Here is a 22,977-nt window from a genome sequence, read left to right on the forward strand (position 1 = left end):
AATCCCCTCAGGATGCCGGTCCGAGACGCCCCCACTCGATCGCCGGGCAGCGGTCCATCACCATCGTGAGTCCCGCCGCCGTCGTCCGCGCGTAGGCGTCCTGATCAACTACATCGAGCTGGAACCAGACGGCCTGCGCGTTGATTCCCACGGCCTGGTCCGCGATGTCGCCGGCCAGCTCGGAGCGTACGAACACGTCGACACAGTCCACCGGGAACGGGATGTCGGCCAGCGTCGCGTACCCCTGCTCGCCGTGCACCGTTTCCGCGGCCGGATGCACCGGCACGATCCGCTTCCCGTGCCCCTGCAGGAACCGTGCGACGCCGTACGCCGCGCGGCTCGTGTTGTTCGACAGCCCCACCACGGCCCAGGTGTCGCACTCGGCCAGGATCGTACGGATCGCCTCGTCCATTGCTAGCCCCTCAAGTAGGTCAGGACGGCGGACACGCGGCGGTCGAGTCCGTCGTCGAGCTGCAGCTTCGCGAAGATGTTGCCGACGTGCTTGCGTACGGCGGCCTCGCTGACCACGAGCTGCTCCGCGATCGCGCCGTTCACCCGTCCTTCTGCCATCAGTGCGAGCACCTCCAGCTCGCGGGGCGTGAGCGCCGACAGCGGGCCGTCGTTCTGCCGGCGGGCGAGCAGCTGCCGGACCACCTCGGGATCGACCACGGTGCCACCGCCGGCCACCCGGTCGAGCGACTCGAGGAACTCGGTCACGTGGCCGACGCGGTCCTTCAACAGGTACCCGATCCCGCCGGTCGTTGTCTCGAGCAACGTCGACAGGTAAGCGTCGGCGACGTACTGCGACAGCACCAGGATCCCGATCGCCGGCAGCTCGGCCCGGATCGCGGCCGCGGCGCGGAGGCCCTCGTCGCTGTGCCCCGGCGGCATCCGTACGTCGGTGATCACCACGTCCGGCGGGTCCTTGCGAACGACGGCCAGCAGCGTGTCCGCGTCGCCGACCTGGTCCCGTACGTCGTGCCCGGCGCGTTCGAGAATGCTGGCCAAGCCTTCCCTCAGCAGCAGCGAATCCTCGGCCAGCACGATACTCAGTTGCTGAGTCGGCACGGGCACTCCATCCTCAATCGGGTCGGTCCACCGGGTGGGCTGTCGACGTCGAGGGTGCCACCCAACGCGTCCAGCCGGGTCACCAGGCCCGTCAATCCGGTCCCTGCACCGAGTCTCGCACCTCCGGTCCCGTCGTCCTGCACGGTGACCACGAGCTGGTCCCGGTCCACCCAGCCGGACACCTCGCACCTCGTCGCGTGCGCGTGCTTGGCGACGTTCGCGAGCGCCTCGCTGACCACGAAGTACGCCGCGGCTTCGATCGGCCCGGGCAGCCGCTGCGGGACGGTCAGGTTGACCGTCACCGGAAGCGGCATCCGATCCGCGACCTCCCGTACGGCTGCCTCGAGCCCGTGGTCGACGAGTACGCGCGGATGAATCCCACGTACGGCGGCCCGCAGATCGGCCAGCGCCTCCTCCGCCTCGGCATGCGCCTTCACGACGAGCCGGCGACTCTCCCCCTCGGGCAGATCCAGTTCGGCCAGCCCGAGCGTCATCGTCAACCCGACCAGCCGCTGCTGTACGCCGTCGTGCAGGTGCCGCTCGATCCGCGCCCGCTCGGTCTCGAACGCGTCGACCAGATCCAGCCGCGAACGCCGGAGCTCGGCGAGGTTCCGCTGCAACTCCTCCTGCCGCGGACCGAGCATCGCCTTCGCCAGCGATGCCTGGGCTCCCGCGATGACGCCGAGCAGATACGAACTGACCGCATAGAACGGCGGCGCGAACACGACGACGAACAACAGCCCTTCGCCGAACGAGTTCACCGTCCAGTTCCACATCATCACCGTGTCGTCGCCCGCGAGGAACGGCGTCGCAAGCGTGATCCCGAGGACCGTCGCGCCGAGCCCGCCGAACAACGCGCTCAACGGCCAGATGAAGATCCCGAGCACGAAGCCGTACCCGAGCGCCCGCATCGACGCCTGCTCCCGCCTGCGGAACGCCAGCCGGGCCCTCAGCGACAGCCCGATCGGCAGCGCGGCATGCGGACTTGCGATCCCGTCAACGAGCATCAGCCCTGCCCGGCGACGTTCGACGTACCCGATCGCCGCACCGACCAGCGGGAACGCGGCCAGCATCAGGATCCCGATCAGAATCGGACTGAGCACCGCACTCAACCCGGCCAGTCCCAGCAGTACACCGATCGCCAGCACACCCATCGGAACCGACGACAACAAATACCCGTAAACCCGCCACGGCCACGCCGAAACCAGATACCGAGGCGACGCCAACGCCCCCCACACCGTCGTAACTCCCTCCACCACCCCAACCCTATGCGCCTACCCCACCCTCAAGCGGTAGCGCCCGCGCTACTCCCAAGGACACCGCTCCGCGGCGACAGCTCTTCCGACCGCCTCCGGCGGCGCGCAGAAGGCCCCACCGGGCTGAGGCCAACGGCGAAGCAACCAGCCGCCTCTGCCGAACCACCCGCGCGGAACAACACGGCCGCTCGCCCCAGGCGGTTCGCGGTGGAGCAGCTCGCGCCGGCGGAGGCGGCCAAAAGGCTGTCGCCGCGAAGCGGTGTCCTTTCAACGTCTCGCCCGGTGAACACCCGCGGTTTCGCCGGAGACGGTGCATGACGGACCGGCTCGCGCGCCGCCGGAGGCGGCCAGAAGAACTGCCGCCGCGAAGCGGTGTCCTTTCAACCTCCGTCCGGTGAGTACCTGGGCTTCGCCGGAGCGTCCACGGTGGAGTGGTCCGCGCGTCGACGGAGGCGGTCGGAAGAGCTGTTGCTGCGGAGCGGTGGCGTTTGTGTGTGGGGTGGTAGCGCGGGCGCTACTGGAGGTTTCGCCTGGGGGCCAGGGTGTGGGGCGGTGGGGGGCGGTTGGGTTGGGGGTATGACCGCTACTGCGCCGACGTACCCAGCTGTTGCACCTGTTGAACCGCCTGCTCTGTTGCTGGACGGCATCACCAAGACGTACCGCTCGAAGGCTGGTGCGGTTGATGCGTTGCGTGGGGTGACGTACCACTTCGCCCGCGGGTCGTTCACGGCGGTGATGGGGCCGTCCGGGTCCGGTAAGTCCACGTTGCTGCAGTGTGCTGCGGGGCTTGATCAGCCGACGACGGGGAACGTCGTACTCAGCGGAGTCACGCTGGGGACGCTCAACGAGGTGGAGCTTACGAAGCTGCGTCGGGGCGAGATGGGGTTTGTGTTTCAGGCGTACAACCTGCTGCCGTCGCTGACCGTGTACGACAACGTCGCACTCCCCCTGCGTCTCACCGGGCGCCGGCCGGCGCGTAACGACGTACTGCAGGTGCTGCAGCAGGTCGGGCTGGACGGGAAGGCGAAGCGGCGGCCGGCGGAGTTGTCCGGCGGTCAGCAGCAGCGGGTCGCGATCGCGCGGGCGCTGATCACCAAGCCGTCGGTCTTCTTCGCGGACGAGCCGACCGGTGCGCTGGACAGCGGTACGAGCCGCCAGATCCTCGGGTTGTTGCGCGAAGCAACCGATCGCGCAGGCCAGACCGTGGTCATGGTCACCCACGACCCTATCGCGGCCGCGTACGCCGAACGTGTCCTGTTCCTGTCCGACGGGCTGCTCGCCGGCCACCTCGACCGCCCGACACCACCACAGATCGCAGCAGCCATGAACGACCTGGAACGCTGATGTCCAACAGCACAGCTAATCCGCCGAGTCGTGGAAAGTGGTTGCGATTTGGCACGATTTCGAACCGAAATCCACGACTCGGCGGACGATCGGGCGCGGCGGCAGCGGCTATGAGTGAGTTGGAGCGGTGATGTTTCAGCTGAGTCGGCAGACTGTTGGGCAGCATCGGTCCTTGTATGCGGGTGCGTTCGTTGCGCTTGCGGTCGGGGTGTTCATGCTCGGGTTGGCCGCGACCGCGACGGCTGCGACGATCGCGTACCACCTGCCGGCGTCGGCGACCATCGCGGTCACCACGCTCGGTGGGCCGGACACGCCGGCGCAGCACGTACGGGTCGCGCTGTCGGGCGCGGACGTGTCGGGGCTGCAGACCGTACTGAGCATGGTCGGGGTGATCTGCGGGTTCATCACGATCTTCGTGATCGCCAGTACGTTCGCGTTCGCCGTCGCCGCGCGACGCCGGGAGCTCGGGTTGCTGCGGCTGATCGGGGCGACGCCGCGGCAGATCCGCCGGATGATCCTCGGCGAGGCGCTAGTCGTTGCGCTGGCCGCGTCCCTCACTGGAGCGGTTGCCGCTCAGCTCGCGACGCCGTTGCTGCTGCGCAAGGCGTCCTACACCGACCTGGCGCCGGTGAAGCTCGAGCCGGCGTCGCCGTGGGTGCCACTCGCGATCGCGGTCGCTGCCGGGATGTTGGTCGCGATGCTCGGCGCCCGGTCGGCGGCCCGGCGCGCGGGGAAGGTCGCGCCGATCGACGCGTTGCGGGAGGCCGACCTGGAGCCGCCGCGGATCGGGCCGGTACGGATCGTGTTCGGGCTGCTGTTCCTCGCCGGTGCGCTGTCCATGCTGGCCCTGATCCGCCCGTCGTCGGGCGACAGCGCCGTACCGCTGGCGATGTTCACGCCGATGGTGATGGTGATCGCGCTGACACTCCTCGCGCCCCTCGTCGTACCCGTCCTGGGCCGCCTGTGGGCGGCGCCTCTGGTCGCGTGGACCCACATCTCGGGTCGGTTGGCGCGCAGCAACGTCGTAGCTGCCCCTCGCCGTAGCGCTTCACTAGCCGCGCCGATCCTCGCGATCTCCGCGATAGCCGGCTCCATGGTGCTGAGCCTCAGCTTCGCAGCAGACAGTTCTGTGGCCGCGATCCGTGATGCTGTCCGCGCACCGATCGTGGTCACCGGACCAGTTCCTGTTCCGAACCCAGAACTGAAAGCGATAGATGCGCCGCTGCCTACTCAGCTGGTGCGGCTGGCGGACGATCACGCGGAACTCGAAGACGCGCAGGGACTTGATCCGGCGGTGGCGTCGCAGACGCGCGATCTCGGGGTGATTGCCGGCGACCTGAGCAAACTGAGCGGCGAGACTGTTGCTATCAGCAAGGAAATGGCGGGGTTCGAACACTACCGCGTGGGTGACGAGATTCCGGTCGTGTTCGTCGATCGAACGCCGGCCAAGCTCCGGGTGGTGGCGATCGTGCAGAACGCGTTCGGGTTCAACCCGTCGTTCCTGATCCCGCTCGACGTCGCACGCAAGCACGCACCGGACGCCAAGGTCGAGCGCAGCTTCGTACTACCCGCCGACGGCGTCTCCCCCGCGGACCTCGTGAAGTGGTTGCCCAACGCCCAGCTGGCCACGGACTGGGAGGCCGACCAGGGCGAGGGGCTGCGCAACGGCAACCAGGTCGGCCTGGTGATGCTCCTCGGACCGGCCGCGCTCTACAGCGCCATCGCGATCGCCAACACGCTGCTAATGAGCAGCCTGCAGCGACGCAAGGAGTTCGTCACGTCGCGACTACTCGGCGCGACAGCGGCCCAGCTGCGACGGATGGTGTTGTGGGAGTCCTCGCTGGTCGGCGCGGTCGCGCTCAGTCTCGGTACGGCGACCACGGTCACTGTCGGTGTTCTCCTCCGGCACGCGATGACGTCCGGGCTGGCCGACGTACCGACGACCGTCCCGTGGGGCATCCTGCTGGGCATCGGCGGACTTTGTCTGACCCTGGCGGTAGGGTCCGCTCTGGCGCCGACTGCGTACCTTCTGCGGGTCGTGGGCCGGGAAATCGCGGGTCACCAGGGAGAATAGGTACGGCGCCGACCCGTCGCGGCGCTCGTACCACTTGATCGAGGAGTTCGTAGAACCGTATGGCACGCCGTACCAGCACCGCCGAACCCGAGGACTTCGAGGAGCACATCCTCGACGTCGACGTCTCCGACGAGATGCGCACCAGCTACCTCGAGTACGCCTACTCGGTGATCTACTCCCGGGCGCTCCCGGACGCGCGGGACGGGCTGAAGCCGGTCCAGCGCCGGATCCTGTTCTCGATGGCGGAGAACAACATCCGCCCTGACCGCGGCCACGTGAAGTCGGCCCGCGTCGTCGGTGAGGTCATGGGTAAGTACCACCCGCACGGCGACGGCGCGATCTACGACGCCCTGGTCCGCACCGCCCAGCCCTGGTCCATGCGCGTCCCCCTCATCGACGGCCACGGGAACTTCGGATCTCTGGACGACGGTCCGGCGGCGATGCGATACACGGAATGCCGGATGGCGCCGTCAGCGATGGCTATGACGAACGGGCTGGACGAGAACGTCGTCGACTTCCGGCCGAACTACGACGGGCAGGAGGAAGAGCCGGCGGTGCTGCCGGCCGCCTTCCCGAACCTGCTCGTCAACGGCGCCGCCGGGATCGCGGTCGGGATGGCGACCAACATGGCCCCGCACAACCTGGTCGAGGTGATCCAGGCGCTCCGGCACCTGATCAAGACGCCGAGTGCGGACCTGGACGACCTGATGCGATTCGTACCCGGCCCGGACCTGCCGACCGGCGGCAAGATCGTCGGCCTGGAAGGCATCAAGGACGCGTACGCGACCGGCCGCGGCAGCTTCAAGATGCGGGCCACCGCCCGGATCGAGAACGTCACCCCGCGCCGCAAGGGCATCGTGGTCACCGAGCTGCCGTACTCGATCGGCCCGGAGAAGGTGATCGAGAAGATCAAGACCCTGGTGCAGAGCAAGAAGCTCCAGGGCATCGCCGACGTCAAGGACCTGACCGACCGTACGCACGGCACCCAGCTGGTCATCGAGGTCAAGAACGGCTTCGTCCCCGAGGCGCTGCTGGAGCAGCTCTACAAGCTGACCCCGCTCGAGGACGCGTTCCACGTCAACAACGTCTGCCTGGTCGAGGGCCAGCCGCGCACGCTCGGCCTGAAGGAGCTCCTCGCGGTCTACCTCGACCACCGGTACGACGTCACCCGCCGGCGCAGCGAGTTCCGCCGGAAGAAGGCGCAGGACCGGCTGCACATCGTCGACGGACTGCTGATCGCGATCCTGGACATCGACGAGGTCATCCAGGTGATCCGCAGCAGCGACGACTCGGCCGCGGCCCGGTCCCGGCTGATCGAGATCTACGACCTGTCCGAGATCCAGGCGAACTACATCCTGGACATGCCGCTGCGCCGCCTGACCAAGTTCTCCAAGCTCGAACTCGAGACGGAGAAGGGCGAGCTGGAGCGCGAGATCGAGGCGTTGACCGCGATCATCGAGGACCCGGAACTGCTCCGCAAGATGGTCTCCGACGAGCTCGCCGACGTCGCCAAGACGTACGGGACGCCACGCCGGACCGTGCTGCTGGAGTCGTCCGGCGCGACCAAGACCGCCGCCGTACCGCTCGAGGTCAGCGACGACCCGTGCTGGATCCTGATGAGCTCGACCGGCCTGCTCGCCCGGACGAACGGCGTCGAGCCGTTCGGCGCCACCGAGTCGCGGGCCAAGCACGACGCGATCGTGTCCGCGATCAAGAGCACCGCCCGTGGGCAGTACGGCCTGGTCACCAATGCAGGCCGCCTGATCCGCCTGGAGTCGCTCGACCTGCCCGCCGTACCGACGACCGCCAGCGCGCCGAACCTGCAGGGTGGGGCGCCGATCGCGGAGTTCGTGTCGCTGGATCCAGGTGAGAAGGCGCTCGCGCTGACCACGATGGACCCGGAGTCGGTCGGGGTCGCGCTGGGTACGGCGGCCGGCGTGGTCAAGCGGGTCGTACCGGATCACCTCAGCAATCGCGACTCGTGGGAGATCATCGGCCTCAAGGACGGCGACGAGGTCGTCGGCGCGATCGAGCTGTCGACGGGCGACGAGGAGCTGTGCTTCATCACTTCGGACGCGCAACTCCTGCACTTCCCGGCGTCGGCCGTACGGCCGCAGGGCCGGACCGCGGGCGGTATGGCCGGCGTCCGGCTCGCCGCGAAGGCCAAGGTCGTGTTCTTCGGGGCGGTGGACGCTGTCCGGGACGCGCAGGTGGTCACGATCGCGGGTTCGTCGTCGGCGCTGCCGGGGACCGAGGTCGGCGCGGTGAAGGTCACGCCGTTCAGTGAGTACCCGGGCAAGGGCCGCGGGACCGGCGGGGTCCGCTGCCAGCGGCTGCTCAAGGGCGAGGACGGTCTGCTTCTCGGGTACGTCGGTGCCGCGCCGGTGAAGGCCAGCGCGAGCAGTGGCGCACCGATCGAGCTGCCGCCGATCGACCCGCGCCGGGACGGTTCCGGCGTACCGGTGGCGCAGCCGATCGCTGCGTGCGCTTCCGATCTGGCAGGCTGACCCCTGTGAAGAGAGTGCTCGCGCTCTGCGCGATCGTCGCCCTTGTCGTCACCGGCTGCAGCGGCAAGAAGCACACCGGCGGAGGCAACGGCGGTGGGGACGACGCGGTCGCGCTGCTGACCGGTGCGAAGCAGGCGATCGACCAGGCCGCCAGCGTGCACATCGTGCTGACCGGGCGCGATCTGCCGGCGAGTGGACAGACGCTGGCCAGTGGTGACGGCGTCGCGACGCACGCGCCGGCGTTCAAGGGCAAGCTGACCGTACGGTCCGGTGGTTCGCCGATCGACGCTGACGTGGTCGCGGTCGGCAGCAAGGTCTACGCCAAGGTCTCGTTCTCGCCGGCCTTCATCGAGCTCACACCGAGCCAGCTGGCCGGTCTCGGCGCGCCCGACCCGGCAATCCTGCTCGACCCGGCGAAGGGCCTCACCGCCGTACTGCCGACGTTGAAGGACCCGAAGGTGAAGGGCCAGACCCGCGACGGTGCGAAGGTGCTCACCGAGGTCACCGGGACCGTCGACGGCAAGTCCCTGCAGGGCATCTTCCCGAAGGCACCCGCCGACGGGAACTTCCCCAGTACGTTCAAGATCGACAAGTCGTCGAAGCAGTTGGTCTCGGCAACCATCACCGGCCCGTTCTACTCCGGCGCCACCAGCAGCTACGACGTCACGCTCGACAAGTACGGCGAGAAGGTGGAGATCACCAAACCGTGACGTCGGCGCGGACCCGTTTGACGCTCGCGTCGATCGCGGTGGCCTTCGCGGCAGCGGACACGTACGTCGTCGTGCTGGCGTTGCCGGACATGATGGCCGGGGTCGGGTTGTCCGCGGACGAGTTGCAGCGGGCGGCGCCGATCATCTCGGGGTTCCTGCTCGGGTACATCGCGGTGCTGCCGTTGATCGGGCGGATCGCCGACGTGGCCGGGCGGACGCCGGTACTGGTCGGGGCGTTGCTGCTGTTCGCGGTCGGGTCGTTGGTGACGGCCGGGGCGTACGACCTGCCGCTGGTGGTAACCGGTCGGTTTCTTCAGGGGGTCGGAGGCGGTGGGCTGGTGCCCGCCACCTTGGCGTTGGTCGCTGATCTGTGGCCGGCCGAGCGGCGCGGGTTGCCGCTGGGTGTGGTCGGCGCGGTGCAGGAGCTCGGGTCGGTCCTCGGCCCGTTGCTGGGTGCCGTGGTGCTGACGGTGGCCGACTGGCGGTACATCTTCTGGCTCAACCTGGTGGTCGCCGTCGTCCTCGCGCTCCTGCTCCGCGGCCGGCGCCGGCCTCCCCCGTCGGCGATCGTCGGCGTACTCGCCTGCGTTGCGTTGGGGCTGACGCTGACCGCGCCGGAGCGACTCGCGTCGGGCGTCACGCTCGGGCTGCCCTTCGTACCGTTCACGGGTACGTCGCGACTCCTGACGCCGATCGGCGTCGTCACACTGCTGCTGGCGTTGCTGTGGCTCGCGCTGATGCTCTGGCGAAACAGGGGTCAGGCACACGGCGTCCTGTCGCAAGTGGACCTCGTGGGCGCTGTGCTGCTGGCACTCGCGCTCGCGGGCGTCGTACTGGCGTTCGCGACCGCTGATCCCGAGAAGCAGCTGATGTCGCCGGCTGGGCCGTGGCTGCTGGTGGCTGCCGCCGTCTTCGCGATCACCTTCGCGTTGTGGCAGCGCCGTACGGCCGCCGCGATCGTGCCGCGTGGTCTGCTCGGTGCGCGCCCCGCGTGGGGTGCGTTGGTGGTCAGTTTTCTGATCGGTTGTGCACTGATCGCGGCCCTGGTCGACGTACCCGTGTTCGCGCGCGCGACGCAGGGCGGTGGCCAGCTCGCGGCGGCGTTGGTGCTGTTGCGGTTCCTGATCGCGCTGCCGGTCGGCGCCGTCGTCGGTGGGTGGCTGACGCGGCGGTACGGGTTGGGGCTCATCACCGGCGTCGGGCTCGGGTTGTCCGGGGCGATGTTCGTGGTGATGGCGTTCTGGAGTCGTACGGCGCTCGACCACTGGCCCGCGACTGTCGTACTGCTCGTCTGTGGCTTCGGGTTCGGGCTCGCGCTGTCGCCGCTGAACACCGCGATGCTCGGCGCCACCCCCGCCGACAGCCACGGGCTCGTCAGCGCGCTGGTGGTCGTCGCGCGGATGGTCGGCATGCTGGTCGGCGTCTCCGCACTGACCGCGATCGGCCTCCGCCGGTACTACGCGATTGCCAACGGCATCAAATCCCCCAACGAACTCTGCCCGTCCTCGCCGGCGAACTGCCGTCCGTACGTCGACGCGCTGCTCGACGCCGCCGTTTCACAAGTTCACGCGATCTTCGCCGGGGCGGCCGTCTGCGCCTTCCTCGCGGCGGGCCTGGGCGTACTGCTGCTCGGCCGGCGTGGCACAGCGCACACATGATGATCATCATGAGGGACGGCCGTCTCAGTTCGCGTACCGTGAGGCTGTGACCCCTGCAGCTGCCGCCGGACTGTGCTCGACGTTCTGTCGGGTGCTCCAGGAGCCGTTGCCGGGTACGGCGGTCGTCGCGACCGGATGGGTGGTCGTCGAGCAGCCCGGTCCGTGGGGCGCGAAGGCGCCGACGCAGAGCCATCTGGACCCGATCTTTGGTGGGAAGTTCGACGACGACTGCAAGAAGGCCGACGTCCGGTTCGGGCTGATCCGCTCCCCCGGCCGGCACGCGGACGCGGTCGAACGGGCACATCAGGTCTTCGTGGCCTCGACCATCCCCGGCCGGACCTGGCTGCTGGGCGGCTGCGTCGCCGATCCCGTCGAACTGGCTGCTCTCGACCTCGGTGCCGTGGCCCGCGGAGACCGGACGGCGGTGCTCGCATCGCTGCCGGCGCTGTCGATTGTCGACAATCCGATTGTTCTCGTGTGTACGAACGGCAAGCGGGACGAGTGCTGTGCCGTCCTCGGCCGGCCGCTCGTGGCGGGGCTCGCCGAACGGGTACCCGGGCGCGTCTGGGAGGCCAACCACCTCGGCGGGCACCGGTTCGCGCCGACCGCGACGTACCTGCCGGCCGGGACCATGCACGGGCAGCTCACGGTGGACACCGCGGTGGAGGTACTGGCTGCCGCGGACCGTGGGGAAACAGTTCTGACCGGGCTGCGTGGACGGTCCACCTGGACCAAGCGCGGCCAGGCGGCCGAGGTCGCCGTACGTGAGCTCATCGGAGAGTTCGCCCTGGATGCGTTGCGGGTGGTCGGCGAAGGTGCCGACACTGTCACCGTCCAGCACGCCGACGGCCGAACCTGGATCGTGCCGGTGACCAGCACACCGGCCGACCCACCCCGTCCTGACTCCTGCGGAAAGGAACCGTTCGCCATGTCGATCCTGCAAACCGGTACCCCAGTGTCAGGCACGATCCGATGAGCGGCGGCTTCGACGACCTGCTCGCGGCCAACGCCGAGTATGCCGCCGACTTCCACTACGGCGGCTTCGACGGCATCGCCCACGCCGGCATCGGGCTGGTCACCTGCATGGATTCCCGGATCCCGCCGCTGGAGATGCTCGGCCTGAAGCCGGGCGACGCGAAAGTACTGCGTTCCGCCGGCGGCCGGGTCACCGAGGTCACGATGACCGGCCTGGTGCTCGGCGTCCAGTTGCTCGGCGTCCGCCGGATCATGATCATCCCGCACACCCGCTGCGCGATGGCCGCGATGTCCGAGGACGATCTCCGCGCCAAGGTCGAACTCGCCGCCGGCAAACCGGCCGGTTACCTGCCGATCCCGGTCATCCCCGACCAGCACGAGGCGCTCCGCCGCGACGTCGCGGCGGTCCGCGAACACCCGCTCATCGGCGAAGACATCCTGGTCGGCGGCTTCATGTACGACGTCGACAACGGCCGAATCACCCAGATCGACTGACGGCGCTCCCCCGGCCTTGGCCGACGTACTACAGCGACCTCGCGCGTACGGATTCAATCGCGCCGAGTAGGCACGAGCTGGGCGAGGAGTTCGTCGCGCCGGTACGGACGCAGGTCGAACAGCTTGGTGACCCGGCGGACGAGCTCGGCGACCTGCAGTGAGTCGGAGCCGAAGAAGTCGAGCGCGGCGGTCCGGGTGGTGCGGTCCTCCAGGTACATCATCCAGAGCTCGGGTGCGGCACCCCAGAGGAGATAGCACCGGTAGCCCTCGTCCATCTCGCCGGCGTTGCTCTCGACCAGCGGCCACTGGCCGGCGTTCGCGATCAACTCGGCGCGGGCTCGAAGGCTGTCATCCGTCGGTTCACGGTGAATCAGTCCGCCGATCACGACCGGACCGGTGTCGGAGTCTCGGAGCACCATTCGCTGGTGGTGATAGCTCACGAGCCCGAGAACCTACCGACCCCAGGGGGTCACCTTCCCGGAACGGGTTCGTGTCCGCACGGGCGAGGTCACCCCTTTGGGGGCGTGCAGCTGTCAGGCGGGCTGTGCGGCGGGCACCGGGGCGGTGGCCTTGGGAGCCTTACTGGTCTCCCGGAGGATCAGCAGGCCGGTGATCGCGATCAGCGCCGAGGTCAGGCCGTGGATGCCGAACGCGGCGGCGAGGGGGCCGTGGTGAGCCAAAACATTGATCATGTCGCCGAATGGGGCGACGGCCTCCATCAGCAAGACCCAGCTCAGGGCGCGGCGGTGGCCCGTCAGCAGGAGGATGCCGATGACCAGACCCATCGAGAATTCGCGGGTGCCCTTCATGATGAGGAAGCCGTCGCCGTTGCCGGCGGGCCAGGTCGGCAGCCCAACGCCGTGAGTGGACGCCTCCGGGGCCAGGATGAAGCACAGCCCGAGGTAGAGGACGAACAGGACGCAGACGGTGGCCAGGACGGTGTTGACGCTCTTCAGCGACATGGTTCTTCTCCTTTGATGTTCAGCTGGGCCGCAATCGGCCTCATGACCCGGCGCCGCCCGGGGTGAGGATTTCCATGAGATGTCCGTTGGGGTCGCGGAAGTACGTGCCCCTGCGGCCGACGGTGTGCTTACTGCGATAGATCTGCCCGATCTCTTGGCACCCAGGATCGCCGTAGTGGGTGATCCCGCCGCGCTGGATGCGGGCGAGGGCGGCGTCGAACTCCTGCTCGCTGACCATGAACGCGTAGTGGTGTGGCTCGAAGTCGTCCAGCTGGTCGTAGTCCAGGCTGACCTGGTTGGCCAGCGTGACCGGCGTGAAGTGTGCGACCGGCGGATCGACACTTAGGCCGAGGACGCCGGCCAGGAACTGTGCCGAGGCTTGCGGGTCACGGGCGGGGACGATGGTGTGATTCAGTTCGACAGGCATGGTGACTCCTCTTCCGGGATGGGCTGCGCGTGGTGGGCTGCCGTGCTATGCGTTGATCTGCTCGAAGATGTGCGGGTACGACACGATGTCGTCGCTGAACTCAGCCGCCATGCGCTGGAACTCCGGGCTGCCGAACGCCGTGGCGAGCGCGTCGGTCGACTCCCAGACCGCGACGTTCATCAGAAGCCGGCTGTCCGCCGTTCCCTTGTGCATCTGCAGGGAGACGAATCCCGGCTGAGCCTTCATGTACTCCGCCTGCCTCCGAAAGAGGGCCAGGAACGCTTCGGTCCTCGCCTTCGGGACGACGAAGGTGTTGGCCAGGACGACGGTTCCGGTCTTCTCCTTGAACTGCGCGAACATCGGCGTATTCGGGTCGAGACTCTGCAACTTGGCCATTTTCGGTACTTCCTCTCACTGTCGGGCTGTGTCCTTGCCAACATGTTTGCCAACACACGTTGGCGAACATGTTGGCAAACCTAACGCCGCAGCCCCAGCCTGTCAACACGTGTGGGCCTACGTGTGGGCCTACACTTGTTGGTGTGAATGACGCCACCGAGAACCAGCAGGCCGCACGGCGTTCCGACGCCACCCGCGCGACGATCCTCACCGCGGCCCGCGAGCGGTTCGCGGCGGACGGCTACGAGAAGGCGACCATCCGAGCCATCGCGCGCGACGCGAAGATCGACCCGTCAATGGTGATGCGCTACTACGGCAACAAGGCCGGCCTGTTCGCGGCGGCCGTCGCGATCGACCCTGGGTTGCCGGGCCTGTCCCTCGAACCGCGCGAGGAGATCGGCCGTACGCTGGTGCGGCGCTTCCTCACCCTGTGGGAGGAGAACGGGGAGCTCACCGCGCTGATGCGGGTCGGCGCCACCGACCCGGCCGCCGCCGATCGCATGCAGAGCGTGCTGCGCGAGCAGATGATCCCGCTGGCCCGCCGACTGGGCCACGAGCCGGAGCAGGCACAGACGCGGGCTGCACTGGTCGTCTCAACCGTGCTGGGGCTCGCGCTGACGCGCTACGTGCTGCGGTTCCCGGCGAGCGTGGCGCTCGGCCGCGAGGAGATCGTGGACTGGCTCGGACCGACGGTCCAGCGGTATCTCACCGCGCCCACGCCGTGAAGAACCCCGTCCAGGCACAAATCTGATAGACACCCCTGTATGAGACTCCGCCCCAGCTCATTTCATCGTTCCCTTGTTGCCGGCGCGCTGGCGTTGACGGCTGTGTTGTCCGGTGCGCCGGTGGCGTACGCGCTGCCTGATACCGCGCCGGCGTTCCGCGGTGGTCCGGTGACCGGGTGCCTGGATCACTCCGTTGTCGGCACCGTTGAAGAACAGCGGCTGAGCCGAGGGATCAACGGCGGCCCGTCGGTGCCGGCGGAGATCCTGCGGCGGACGGGGTTCGATCGGCAGGTGGCTGCGTTCGGGCAGTTGCTCTGCCGGGTGCCCAACCGTCAGGCGGCCTCGGCGCTCGTGCGGGCCCAGGGTGAGGCGTTGTGGCATGCGGCGACGTACCGGGCTCAGCATCCGGTTGGTGGTACTGATGCGCTCCCCTCCAGCGACGACCGTGGGCTGTACTGGGCGCGGATCTCGATGGCCCTCACGCTCCGCCAGTGGCAGCCTTCCTTCGGCCTCGGTGCGGCGGAACGCGCCGAACTGATGCGCGCCTTCGAGTACGCCTCCCGCGGCATCACCAGCACCCGTTTCACCCCGGGCGTACGCAAGCTCCTCGTCACCGGGTTCGACCCGTTCACGCTCGACGCGGACATCCGGATCGGCAACCCGTCCGGCGCGAACGCCCTCACCCTCGACGGACAACGGTGGACGGTGAACGGCACGACGTACGAGATCCAGACTGTTGTGTTCCCGGTCCGCTACACCGACTTCGACCAGAACATGGTCGAGAACGCACTCGCCCCGCACTACCGTTCGGGTCCGCAGCACGCGGACCTCGTGATGACCGCGAGCCAGGGCCGCGTCGGCATCTTCGACCTCGAGGTGTTCAACGGCCGGCGGCGCTCGGTCAGCTCGATCGGCGACAACAACAACCTCTGGGGCGGCGGCACGATCAGCGCCCCGGTCGTCTCGCCGAGCATGCCGGCCGGCCCGGAGTGGATCACGTCCAGCCTGCCACTGGCCCGGATGGCGCAGGCCGACGTGGCACCGTTCCGCACCCGGGTCAACACGTCGGTACTGGAGATCCCGGCCGGCGAGACCACGCCGGTACGACGTCCCGACGGCCCGACGGCCGGATCGATCGCTTCCGAAGGCACCGGCGGCGGCTACCTCTCCAATGAAGTTGCCTACCGCAACACCCTGCAGCGCGACCTGCTCGACCCGTCGATGCCGGCCGGACACCTGCACGTCCCGGTGCTGTCCTTCGACCTGACGAACAAGACCGACATCACAGACCCGACGTACGAGGCCAACCGCGACGCCATCATCACCGGCGCGCATGCGATCCTCAGAGCCGCCCTCTCGTGATCACTATCCTGACCATGTGATCACTATTCTGATCACAGCTTGAGGACCTCGCTGGTACGGATCGACAACCCGGCTCAAACGATCGACCAGCCGTCGGCTCGGTTACATCATGCTGGTAAATGTCGACTCTTCAACATTTACCAGCCAGCCGCGCATTGAACATCACCCGGCAACCCTCGGCCGATGCGTACGCCGTCAGCTGGTACGCCATGGTCCCGCCCGTGTCGCACATGACCAGCACTCCCCTGTCGTACGCGATGTCGGCGGCGTCCATGGATCCGGGTGCCCGCATGTACTCGCGGGCGTACACGTGCTCAAGCCCCGGCACTTAGACCGCCAATTGCCCGCAGGCGTACACCGTCTCCGGCTCCACGCCGAGCCACCAGTTCACGAGTTCGAAGTGATGACTGGCTTGTGCACCATCAACCTGCCGGAGTGCGCTTGTCACGATGCCAACACCGAACACTCAGCACCGCGCAACACGTCGAGCATCTACTCGAAGCGCACCGACTGCACACGCCCGATCGCCCTTCCCCAGGAGCTGTACTTCGTCGAGCGGCTGCTTGCGCGGTGACCGATGGCTGCGATCGCAGTACGCGTGGAATCTCGTATTGCATGATCGCGCCGGCCAGGCAGTTGAAGATGAACCGCTGCAGCAGCACGAAGAGCAGGATGAACGGCAAGCGGCTGGCCGGACCGCGGCAGGATGATCCGCAGGAATGTCTGGTAGGAGTTCGCGCCGTCGACCTGGGCCGCGTCCTCGGGAATCGCGTGTGTGCAGGGACGAATCCGGGCAGAAGTGACTACTAAAGTGATCACTACGGTGTCGAACTGATCAGTATTGAGTTCATGCAGCATCGACTGAACGACGCTTCCTGTGTCGGGCGCCCGCATCCGGCCGTCGCATCAACATCAGCGTCGGGCTGACCGGCGACGAGGTAATCCTCCGCAACCTTGTCGGCATCCGTTCACAACTCGACGGCTCGCTCGGCATCCAGCCGAACTCCACACCAGGCGGCACGATCGACGGCACCAACTAGACGTACCACGGCCACGCCATCGAGGTCACGGGACCGTACGACGATCACCGTCAGCATCACCTGGCTGAGTACCCGGTTCACCCCGTCGACGGCGGGGAGGTCCGGGCCGGCGTCGTTGTAACTGGTCGTCTTAGGATCGGGGCGCGAGCGACGTCGTGACGCGGTACTTCGAGATGTGGAACACCGGGGACACTACGATCGCGGCCGAGGTGCTGCACCCGGACTGGATGGACCACGCACATCCCGAGGTCCGCGCGGCCGACGTACCTGGGATCGTCGAGCAGACTCGCACGGCTCATCCCGACCTGCACTTCGACATCGATGCGATGCTCGGCGACGGCAACCAGGTCGCGGTCGTCGGCCGGACCGGCACCAGCAACCTGATCTGGCTGGTTAAGCTGCGCGACGGCCGGATGGCCGAGATGACCACCTACCACCAACGCTGATCAACCAGCGAGGATCAGACCGAAGGCGTCAACGACCGTAGGAACGTGATGGTCCGCGACCGGAGTGCCGGCCGTGTGGTGGTGTCCGACCTGGATCGTCCGCAGGCCTGCCGCGATCCCGCCTGCCAGGTCGTACGCCGGGTGGTCGCCGACCATCCAGCCGCCGTCCAATGTGGCGCCCGTCGTCTCGGCGGCGTGCCGGAAGATCGCGGCGTCGGGCTTGCGCACTCCGACGGCCTCCGAGATGCAGCAGTAGTCCACCGCGTCCGCGATCCCCGTGTGCGTGAGCTTTCCCGTCTGCTGTATCACAGTCCCATTGGTGACGACGGCCACCCGCCACCCCGCGGAGCGCAACGCCGCGAGCCCATCGAGTACTTCGCGATCCACCGAGGTGAACAGCGGATGCTCTCGGTCGTACTCCCCCACCGAGATGTGCACCCCGAACCGCTCCTCGAACGCGGCGAACAACTCCTGCCGCGCGCGGAAGCCTCCGTTGTCCTCGGCAACCAACCACTCCACCGCGTCCAGCCCGAGCCTGGCCCGGCCGACCCACCACCGGGCCCACTTCAAGAACGCCCCGTCCCGATCGATCAACGTATTGTCCAGATCGAAACACGCCAGCCGAGGATTCACACTTCACCCTTACACACGACGGAGGAGCCACCATCCGCTACCCTCGTCACGTTCCGTAGGGGTGCGTAGCGTCTGACAGGGGGCTCCATGAATCAGCCTGTGTTCGACAAGCGGGAGCAGTTCGACCAGATCGCCGCCGGTTTGCTCAACGGCGAAACCATCCTCGCGGTGTACGACGGGCTCGGCGTCGGCACCGGGTTCATCGGGCTCACCAACCTCCGGGTGATCGTCCAGGACAACTCGTTCGTCGGTAAGAAGACCGCCCTGACGAGCATTCCGTACGGCAAGATCCAGTCGGTGTCCTACGTGTCCGACAAGTCCGTGTTCGGCAAGTTGGCGTCGACGAGCACGATCGCCGTACACATGAGCGGCGCAACCTACGAGGTCCAGTTCCGCGGATCCGAAAAGGCCGCACACGCACACAACATCATCCTCTGGAACATCATGCGCTAGCCGGCCCGGCCCCCCAGGCCATCGCAACCGCATCCGACCGAATTCGCGCGCCGCCGCCGGAGGTGGGCAGAAAGCAGGCGCCGCGAAGCTCCAGCTGCCGACGGCCGTATACCAGCAGGCTCAGACGTCGATGCGGTTTTCGTCGAGTTCGTAGGCGCCTTGGACCAGGAATTCCTTGCGGGGGGCTACGTCGTTGCCCATCAGCAGGTCGAAGACTTGGGAGGCGGCTTCTACGTCGTCGACGGTGATGCGGCGGAGGGTGCGGTGGCGTGGGTCCATGGTGGTTTCGGCCAGTTGGTCGGCGTCCATCTCACCGAGGCCCTTGTAGCGCTGCGGTGGCTCCTTCCAGCGGACGCCCTTCTTCATCAGCTCGGCCGTCTTCCGCTGGTACTCCGCGTCGCTGTAGGTGTACAGGTACTTGTCCTGCCCTTTCTTCGGGTTCGTCAGCTCGAAGCGGTGCAGCGGCGGTACGGCGGTGTAGACGCGGCCGGCCTCCACCAGCGGACGCATGTACCGGAAGAACAGCGTGGCAAGCAGCGTACGGATGTGGGCGCCGTCGGAGTCGGCGTCGGCCATGAAGATGATCTTGCCGTACCGCGCCTGCTCGAGGTCGAAGGTCCGTCCGGACCCCGCGCCGACCACCTGGATGATCGAAGCGCACTCGACGTTCTTCAGCATGTCGCCGACGGACGCCTTCTGCACGTTCAGGATCTTGCCCCGGATCGGCAGCAGCGCCTGGAACTCCGAGCTCCGCGCGAGCTTCGCCGTACCGAGCGCCGAATCACCCTCGACGATGAACAGCTCGGAACGGTCGACGTCGTTGCTGCGGCAGTCCGCCAGCTTCGCCGGCAGCGCCGACGACTCCAGCGCGGTCTTGCGCCGTTGCAGCTCACGGTGCTGCCGCGCGGCGACCCGCGTCCGCGACGCGGCGACGACCTTCTCCAGCACGGCCCGGGCCTGCGCCTTGAACTCACGCTTGGTCGAGGTCAGGAACGACTCGAGCTCGGTCTGCACGACCTTCGCGACGATCCGCGACGCGGCCGGCGTACCGAGAACCTCCTTCGTCTGGCCGTCGAACTGCGGCTCGGCCAGCCGCACCGTGACGACCGCGGTCAGACCCTCGAGGACGTCGTCCTTGATGATCTCCTCGCCGTTCTTCAGCAGCCGCGTACCGTCGAGTGCGTTCGTGAAACTCTTCGACAGCGCGCGCTCGAACCCGGCGACGTGCGTCCCGCCCTTGGGCGTCGCGACGATGTTCACGAACGAGCGCAGCTCGGTCTCGTACCCGTCGCCCCAGCGGACCGCGATGTCGACGTCCAGGTCCCGCTCGACGTCGCTCGGCGTCATGTGGCCGGCGTCGTCCAGCATCGGCACGGTCTCGGTGAAGTGACCGGTACCGGTCAGCCGGACCACGTCGGTGACCTTCTGGTCGGTGGCGAGGAACTCGCAGAACTCGCTGATCCCGCCGTCGTGCTTGAAGTGCTCCTCGGAGATCTCCTCGGCGCGCTCGTCGCGGATCACGAGCTCGAGCCCCGGCACCAGGAACGACGTCTGCCGCGCCCGGGTGACCAGCTCGTCGTAGTTGAAGGTGGCGTCCTTGGTGAAGATCTGCCGGTCCGCCCAGTAGCGGATCCGCGTACCGGTCATGCCGCGCTTGGCCCGGCCTGCTTTGCGCAAACCCTTCGACGGGGTGAACCCCGCGTTCGCGCCCTCGCCGTCGAACTCACCCGCGACGCCGCGCCGGAACGAAGTCGTCCACACCACCCCGCCGCGGTCGACCTCGACGTCGAGCCGCGCGGACAGCGCGTTCACCACTGAGGCGCCGACGCCGTGCAGACCACCGGAGGCGTTGTACGACCCGCCGCCGAACTTGCCGCCGGCGTGCAGCTTGGTGAAGACCACCTCGACACCGCTGAGCTTGGTCTTCGGCTCGATGTCGACCGGGATACCCCGGGCGCGGTCGATTACCTCGACCGAACCGTCCTTGTGCAGCACGACGTCGATCCGCTCGCCGTGACCGGCCAGGGCCTCGTCGACGGCGTTGTCGATGATCTCCCACAGGCAGTGCATCAGGCCGCGGCTGTCCGTCGACCCGATGTACATGCCAGGCCGCTTCCGGACGGCCTCGAGACCCTCGAGGACGAGCAGATGGCGGGCGTTGTACGCCGGGTCGATCTCGGTGCTGCGAGGCGTCGGGGCGGCCACAGGGCTCCTTCACTGGTTCATGCACTTACCCGGACAGCTTAAGTGGCCGCACCCCCAAAACGGCGCAGGCACGGGGCAAGGCGGGACATGCCGACGGGTACCGGAGATACATGTCGCGGCAGGTATCGATCCGGACTCGATTGGAAGTGGCGTACGACACTCCGATCCCGAGCAGACGGTGACGAGCTCATGGCGCACAGTGAGAGTAGGAGCACCCCGCCTCCGTGGCTCACCAGATTCTCCCGTACCACGAAACGATTCCTTGTAAGCAAACGTCATAGGGGAACAGGTGGTTCGTCTCACATCCGGACACGTTGTCCGCACCGGGAAGCGATCCACGTGTCAGGATGTTGCTATCTGGTGAGTACGGAACTAGATGAGATGAGGCCTCAATGACTACAGCACTCGCCCCGAGTTCGGCCCTGTCGGCCGCGGATCGTTGTGACCGCTGCGGTGCGCAGGCCTACGTCCGAGTCACCTTGACCAGCGGTGGGGAGCTACTTTTCTGTGCCCACCACGGTCGGGAGCACTCGGAGAAGCTGCGCGACATCGCAATCACGATCCACGACGAGACCGGCCGGCTCGAAGCCACCCCGACGATCTCGGTAGATGACGAGCAGTAAACCAGCACGGCTGTTCTAAACGCGCCAACGACGGCGCCAAAGTCATGAAGGCTTCGATGGCGGTACACCTGAACGGGTGGCCGCCATCCTTTCATGTTCAGACCACAGGTAGGCCCGGCCCCGGACCGTGCCGGCGCAACTCCTGCCAAGCCCGCGCCAACCGCGCGACGGCATCATCAAGCACTTGCTCTGTGTACGCGAACGGCACCCGTAAGTAGTCGTCGTGCTCACCGGTCGGATCCATCGCATGCCCGGCCACCACCTCGACACCGTGCCGCAGCGCAACCTGCGCGAACACCCGCGCGTCGGTGTCCGGCAACCGGATCCACAACGCCGAGCCGCCGACCGGCACCGACCACTCCCACTCCGGGAGTCGCTCGGCGAGCAACTCCCCCACCAGCTTCTTGCGTACGGTCGCCACCCGCGCCCGCGCCGCCGTCAGCTCACCGAGCCGCGGCAGCAACCGCGCGGTCAACGCCTGATCGATCACCGGACTCCCGAGGTCGGCCAGCGCCTTGTGCCGCGCGAGCCGCTCCGCCAACGGCCGCGACGCCCGGATCCACCCGATCCGCAGCCCGCCCCAGACGGCCTTCGACACCGACCCGATCGTCAGTACCTCCGCGTCGTCGGGCGCGTACGCCGCGAGTGGCGGTGGGATCGAAGGACCCGACGGGTCCCACGCCGAGTACGCGTTGTCCTCGACCACGACGACCCCGTGCCGCGCGGCCAGCTCCGCCACCTGCCGCCGGCGCGCCGCCGACATCAGCTGCCCGGTCGGGTTGTGGAACGTCGGCATCACGAAGAGCATCGCCGGCTGGTGCTCTGCAAACGCCGCGTCCAGCAGGTCGGGCCGGATACCCGCGTCGTCCAGCGGTACGCCGACCACGCGCCCGCCGGCCGCTCCGAACAGGTCGAAGCACCCCGGCCAGCTCGGCTGCTCGATCGCGACCGCGGCACCGGTGCGCAGGTACATCTGGGTCACCAGCGCGATCGCCTGATGCGCGCCGGTCGTCACCACGATCTCGTCCGCCGACGTCGGCAGCCCGGACCCGGTGAAGTGCTCGGCGATCCGTTCCCGCAGTACGGGCAGACCCCGCGGGTGGTAGCCGACGTCGCCGAGCAGCACCGGCAGGTCGGTCGACGCGAGGTCGATCAACTCCGAGGACAGCTCAGGCAGGCCGGGGTCGACGGCGTACGTCAGCGAGATCACCTCGTCCCGGCCGACGGTGATGCGGTGGAAGAGCGACTCGCCGTACCCGGCCGGCATCCGCTTGTCCGCTCGTGAACGGCCACGCCCGGCGGCCCGGGCCACCGTCGTACCGCTGCCACGCCGGCTCTCGACCAGGCCGCGGGCGCGGAGTTCGTCGTACGCCGCGACGACCGTCGCACGGCTGATCGCGAGCGACTCGGCGAGCCGTCGTTCGGCGGGCAGGCGGGCACCGACGGGGAGCTCCGCGGAGCCGATCAGCGCGGCGATCTCGTCGGCCAACCGCCGGTACAGGCCGCCGGTACGGACGCTCAACCGATGCCCGATCAGGTCGGCCAGGGCAGCGGGGTCTCCAGAACGGTCCACTTCTCCTCATATTGGCTCGGGTGGACTGCTTCTCGCGCCGCCAGG

General features: G+C 67.9%; 24 protein-coding genes. 12 read left to right on the forward strand and 12 right to left on the reverse strand.

Translation table 11 applies throughout. The features are described from left to right. Positions 1–7: 7 nt before the first annotated feature. The 3 genes from ACZ5BU_RS10045 to ACZ5BU_RS10055 are packed head-to-tail and all read right to left on the reverse strand — an operon-like array spanning position 8 to position 2,324. On the reverse strand, positions 8–412 hold the full coding sequence (locus ACZ5BU_RS10045) for a CoA-binding protein (protein WP_465697287.1): 405 nt from the start codon (positions 410–412) through the stop codon (positions 8–10). Between the two features lie 2 nt (positions 413–414). Then, on the reverse strand, positions 415–1,068 hold the full coding sequence (locus ACZ5BU_RS10050) for a response regulator (RefSeq protein ID WP_465697289.1): 654 nt from the start codon (positions 1,066–1,068) through the stop codon (positions 415–417). Next, the gene (locus ACZ5BU_RS10055) at positions 1,050–2,324 is read right to left on the reverse strand and encodes a sensor histidine kinase (protein ID WP_465697291.1); all 1,275 of its coding nucleotides are present in this window, start codon (positions 2,322–2,324) and stop codon (positions 1,050–1,052) included. The genes ACZ5BU_RS10050 and ACZ5BU_RS10055 overlap by 19 nt, the downstream gene beginning before the upstream one ends. Positions 2,325–2,900: 576 nt before the next feature. On the opposite strand from ACZ5BU_RS10055, the gene ACZ5BU_RS10060 reads away from it, so the two are divergent. From ACZ5BU_RS10060 to ACZ5BU_RS10090, 7 genes are all read left to right on the forward strand, one after another. Beyond that, the gene (locus tag ACZ5BU_RS10060) at positions 2,901–3,668 is read left to right on the forward strand and encodes an ABC transporter ATP-binding protein (protein WP_465697292.1); all 768 of its coding nucleotides are present in this window, start codon (positions 2,901–2,903) and stop codon (positions 3,666–3,668) included. 130 nt (positions 3,669–3,798) lie between these two features. Next, positions 3,799–5,742, forward strand: coding sequence for an FtsX-like permease family protein (locus ACZ5BU_RS10065; RefSeq protein ID WP_465697294.1), 1,944 nt, complete (start codon positions 3,799–3,801; stop codon positions 5,740–5,742). Positions 5,743–5,801: 59 nt separating this feature from the next. Next, positions 5,802–8,249 carry a DNA gyrase/topoisomerase IV subunit A gene (locus ACZ5BU_RS10070; RefSeq protein ID WP_465697296.1) on the forward strand — a complete coding sequence of 816 codons (2,448 nt, stop codon included), beginning with the start codon at positions 5,802–5,804 and terminating at the stop codon, positions 8,247–8,249. A 5-nt stretch (positions 8,250–8,254) separates the two neighbouring features. Continuing rightward, positions 8,255–8,959, forward strand: a complete 705-nt coding sequence (locus ACZ5BU_RS10075) for an LppX_LprAFG lipoprotein (protein WP_465697298.1) — start codon at positions 8,255–8,257, stop codon at positions 8,957–8,959. Next, positions 8,956–10,617 carry an MFS transporter gene (locus ACZ5BU_RS10080; protein WP_465697300.1) on the forward strand — a complete coding sequence of 554 codons (1,662 nt, stop codon included), beginning with the start codon at positions 8,956–8,958 and terminating at the stop codon, positions 10,615–10,617. Before ACZ5BU_RS10075 ends, ACZ5BU_RS10080 begins: the two co-directional genes overlap by 4 nt. A 46-nt stretch (positions 10,618–10,663) precedes the next feature. Then, the gene (locus ACZ5BU_RS10085; RefSeq protein ID WP_465697302.1) at positions 10,664–11,593 is read left to right on the forward strand and encodes a sucrase ferredoxin; all 930 of its coding nucleotides are present in this window, start codon (positions 10,664–10,666) and stop codon (positions 11,591–11,593) included. Then, complete coding sequence (locus ACZ5BU_RS10090) at positions 11,590–12,087, forward strand: beta-class carbonic anhydrase (protein WP_465697304.1); 498 nt, start codon at positions 11,590–11,592, stop codon at positions 12,085–12,087. The genes ACZ5BU_RS10085 and ACZ5BU_RS10090 overlap by 4 nt, the downstream gene beginning before the upstream one ends. A gap of 53 nt (positions 12,088–12,140) precedes the next feature. Here the strand turns inward: ACZ5BU_RS10090 and ACZ5BU_RS10095 are convergent, their stop codons facing one another. The 4 genes from ACZ5BU_RS10095 to ACZ5BU_RS10110 all read right to left on the reverse strand — a co-directional run bounded on the left by ACZ5BU_RS10095 (position 12,141) and on the right by ACZ5BU_RS10110 (position 13,872). Continuing rightward, positions 12,141–12,506, reverse strand: coding sequence for a hypothetical protein (locus ACZ5BU_RS10095; RefSeq protein ID WP_465697306.1), 366 nt, complete (start codon positions 12,504–12,506; stop codon positions 12,141–12,143). 114 nt (positions 12,507–12,620) lie between these two features. Further along, positions 12,621–13,049, reverse strand: coding sequence for a DUF4267 domain-containing protein (locus tag ACZ5BU_RS10100; protein ID WP_465697308.1), 429 nt, complete (start codon positions 13,047–13,049; stop codon positions 12,621–12,623). Positions 13,050–13,089: 40 nt separating this feature from the next. Beyond that, a complete protein-coding gene (locus ACZ5BU_RS10105; RefSeq protein WP_465697310.1) occupies positions 13,090–13,476 on the reverse strand; it encodes a VOC family protein in 387 nt (128 codons plus the stop codon). A 45-nt stretch (positions 13,477–13,521) separates the two neighbouring features. After that, on the reverse strand, positions 13,522–13,872 hold the full coding sequence (locus tag ACZ5BU_RS10110; RefSeq protein ID WP_465697312.1) for an antibiotic biosynthesis monooxygenase family protein: 351 nt from the start codon (positions 13,870–13,872) through the stop codon (positions 13,522–13,524). 143 nt (positions 13,873–14,015) lie between these two features. Between ACZ5BU_RS10110 and ACZ5BU_RS10115 the strand changes: the two genes are divergently transcribed. Both ACZ5BU_RS10115 and ACZ5BU_RS10120 read left to right on the forward strand, forming a co-directional pair. Further along, on the forward strand, positions 14,016–14,597 hold the full coding sequence (locus ACZ5BU_RS10115; RefSeq protein WP_465697314.1) for a TetR/AcrR family transcriptional regulator: 582 nt from the start codon (positions 14,016–14,018) through the stop codon (positions 14,595–14,597). 39 nt (positions 14,598–14,636) lie between these two features. Further along, positions 14,637–15,959, forward strand: coding sequence for a pyroglutamyl-peptidase I (locus ACZ5BU_RS10120; protein WP_465697316.1), 1,323 nt, complete (start codon positions 14,637–14,639; stop codon positions 15,957–15,959). A gap of 130 nt (positions 15,960–16,089) precedes the next feature. Here the strand turns inward: ACZ5BU_RS10120 and ACZ5BU_RS10125 are convergent, their stop codons facing one another. Together ACZ5BU_RS10125 and ACZ5BU_RS10130 are read right to left on the reverse strand one after the other, a co-directional pair. Continuing rightward, positions 16,090–16,287, reverse strand: a complete 198-nt coding sequence (locus ACZ5BU_RS10125; protein WP_465697318.1) for a hypothetical protein — start codon at positions 16,285–16,287, stop codon at positions 16,090–16,092. A gap of 164 nt (positions 16,288–16,451) precedes the next feature. After that, positions 16,452–16,817, reverse strand: coding sequence for a hypothetical protein (locus ACZ5BU_RS10130; protein ID WP_465697319.1), 366 nt, complete (start codon positions 16,815–16,817; stop codon positions 16,452–16,454). 337 nt (positions 16,818–17,154) lie between these two features. Between ACZ5BU_RS10130 and ACZ5BU_RS10135 the strand changes: the two genes are divergently transcribed. Beyond that, positions 17,155–17,445 (forward strand): ester cyclase, encoded by a 291-nt coding sequence (locus ACZ5BU_RS10135; RefSeq protein ID WP_465697321.1) that lies wholly within the window; start codon positions 17,155–17,157, stop codon positions 17,443–17,445. Here ACZ5BU_RS10135 and ACZ5BU_RS10140 read toward each other — a convergent pair whose 3' ends face one another. Then, positions 17,446–18,078, reverse strand: a complete 633-nt coding sequence (locus ACZ5BU_RS10140; protein WP_465697322.1) for an HAD family hydrolase — start codon at positions 18,076–18,078, stop codon at positions 17,446–17,448. It abuts the gene before it with no gap. Positions 18,079–18,165: 87 nt separating this feature from the next. On the opposite strand from ACZ5BU_RS10140, the gene ACZ5BU_RS10145 reads away from it, so the two are divergent. After that, entirely contained in the window at positions 18,166–18,531 is a 366-nt protein-coding gene (locus ACZ5BU_RS10145) for a PH domain-containing protein (RefSeq protein ID WP_465697324.1), read from the forward strand. Between the two features lie 120 nt (positions 18,532–18,651). Here ACZ5BU_RS10145 and ACZ5BU_RS10150 read toward each other — a convergent pair whose 3' ends face one another. Beyond that, entirely contained in the window at positions 18,652–20,736 is a 2,085-nt protein-coding gene (locus tag ACZ5BU_RS10150; protein WP_465697326.1) for a DNA gyrase/topoisomerase IV subunit B, read from the reverse strand. A gap of 392 nt (positions 20,737–21,128) precedes the next feature. Between ACZ5BU_RS10150 and ACZ5BU_RS10155 the strand changes: the two genes are divergently transcribed. After that, positions 21,129–21,359 (forward strand): DUF7455 domain-containing protein, encoded by a 231-nt coding sequence (locus ACZ5BU_RS10155; RefSeq protein WP_465697328.1) that lies wholly within the window; start codon positions 21,129–21,131, stop codon positions 21,357–21,359. A gap of 97 nt (positions 21,360–21,456) precedes the next feature. Here the strand turns inward: ACZ5BU_RS10155 and ACZ5BU_RS10160 are convergent, their stop codons facing one another. After that, the gene (locus ACZ5BU_RS10160) at positions 21,457–22,932 is read right to left on the reverse strand and encodes an aminotransferase-like domain-containing protein (RefSeq protein WP_465697330.1); all 1,476 of its coding nucleotides are present in this window, start codon (positions 22,930–22,932) and stop codon (positions 21,457–21,459) included. Positions 22,933–22,977: the final 45 nt, after the last annotated feature.

The organism is Kribbella sp. NPDC031520 (assembly GCF_055580825.1).

Coding starts and splice junctions, on each gene's coding strand:
- ACZ5BU_RS10045 (WP_465697287.1), bottom strand. CDS start 412: ATGGACGAGGCGATCCGTACGATCCTGGCCGAGTGCGACACCTGGGCC.
- ACZ5BU_RS10060 (WP_465697292.1), top strand. CDS start 2,901: ATGACCGCTACTGCGCCGACGTACCCAGCTGTTGCACCTGTTGAACCG.
- ACZ5BU_RS10065 (WP_465697294.1), top strand. CDS start 3,799: ATGTTTCAGCTGAGTCGGCAGACTGTTGGGCAGCATCGGTCCTTGTAT.
- ACZ5BU_RS10070 (WP_465697296.1), top strand. CDS start 5,802: ATGGCACGCCGTACCAGCACCGCCGAACCCGAGGACTTCGAGGAGCAC.
- ACZ5BU_RS10090 (WP_465697304.1), top strand. CDS start 11,590: ATGAGCGGCGGCTTCGACGACCTGCTCGCGGCCAACGCCGAGTATGCC.
- ACZ5BU_RS10095 (WP_465697306.1), bottom strand. CDS start 12,506: ATGGTGCTCCGAGACTCCGACACCGGTCCGGTCGTGATCGGCGGACTG.
- ACZ5BU_RS10100 (WP_465697308.1), bottom strand. CDS start 13,049: ATGTCGCTGAAGAGCGTCAACACCGTCCTGGCCACCGTCTGCGTCCTG.
- ACZ5BU_RS10105 (WP_465697310.1), bottom strand. CDS start 13,476: ATGCCTGTCGAACTGAATCACACCATCGTCCCCGCCCGTGACCCGCAA.
- ACZ5BU_RS10110 (WP_465697312.1), bottom strand. CDS start 13,872: ATGGCCAAGTTGCAGAGTCTCGACCCGAATACGCCGATGTTCGCGCAG.
- ACZ5BU_RS10120 (WP_465697316.1), top strand. CDS start 14,637: ATGAGACTCCGCCCCAGCTCATTTCATCGTTCCCTTGTTGCCGGCGCG.
- ACZ5BU_RS10130 (WP_465697319.1), bottom strand. CDS start 16,817: ATGCTGCATGAACTCAATACTGATCAGTTCGACACCGTAGTGATCACT.
- ACZ5BU_RS10145 (WP_465697324.1), top strand. CDS start 18,166: ATGAATCAGCCTGTGTTCGACAAGCGGGAGCAGTTCGACCAGATCGCC.
- ACZ5BU_RS10155 (WP_465697328.1), top strand. CDS start 21,129: ATGACTACAGCACTCGCCCCGAGTTCGGCCCTGTCGGCCGCGGATCGT.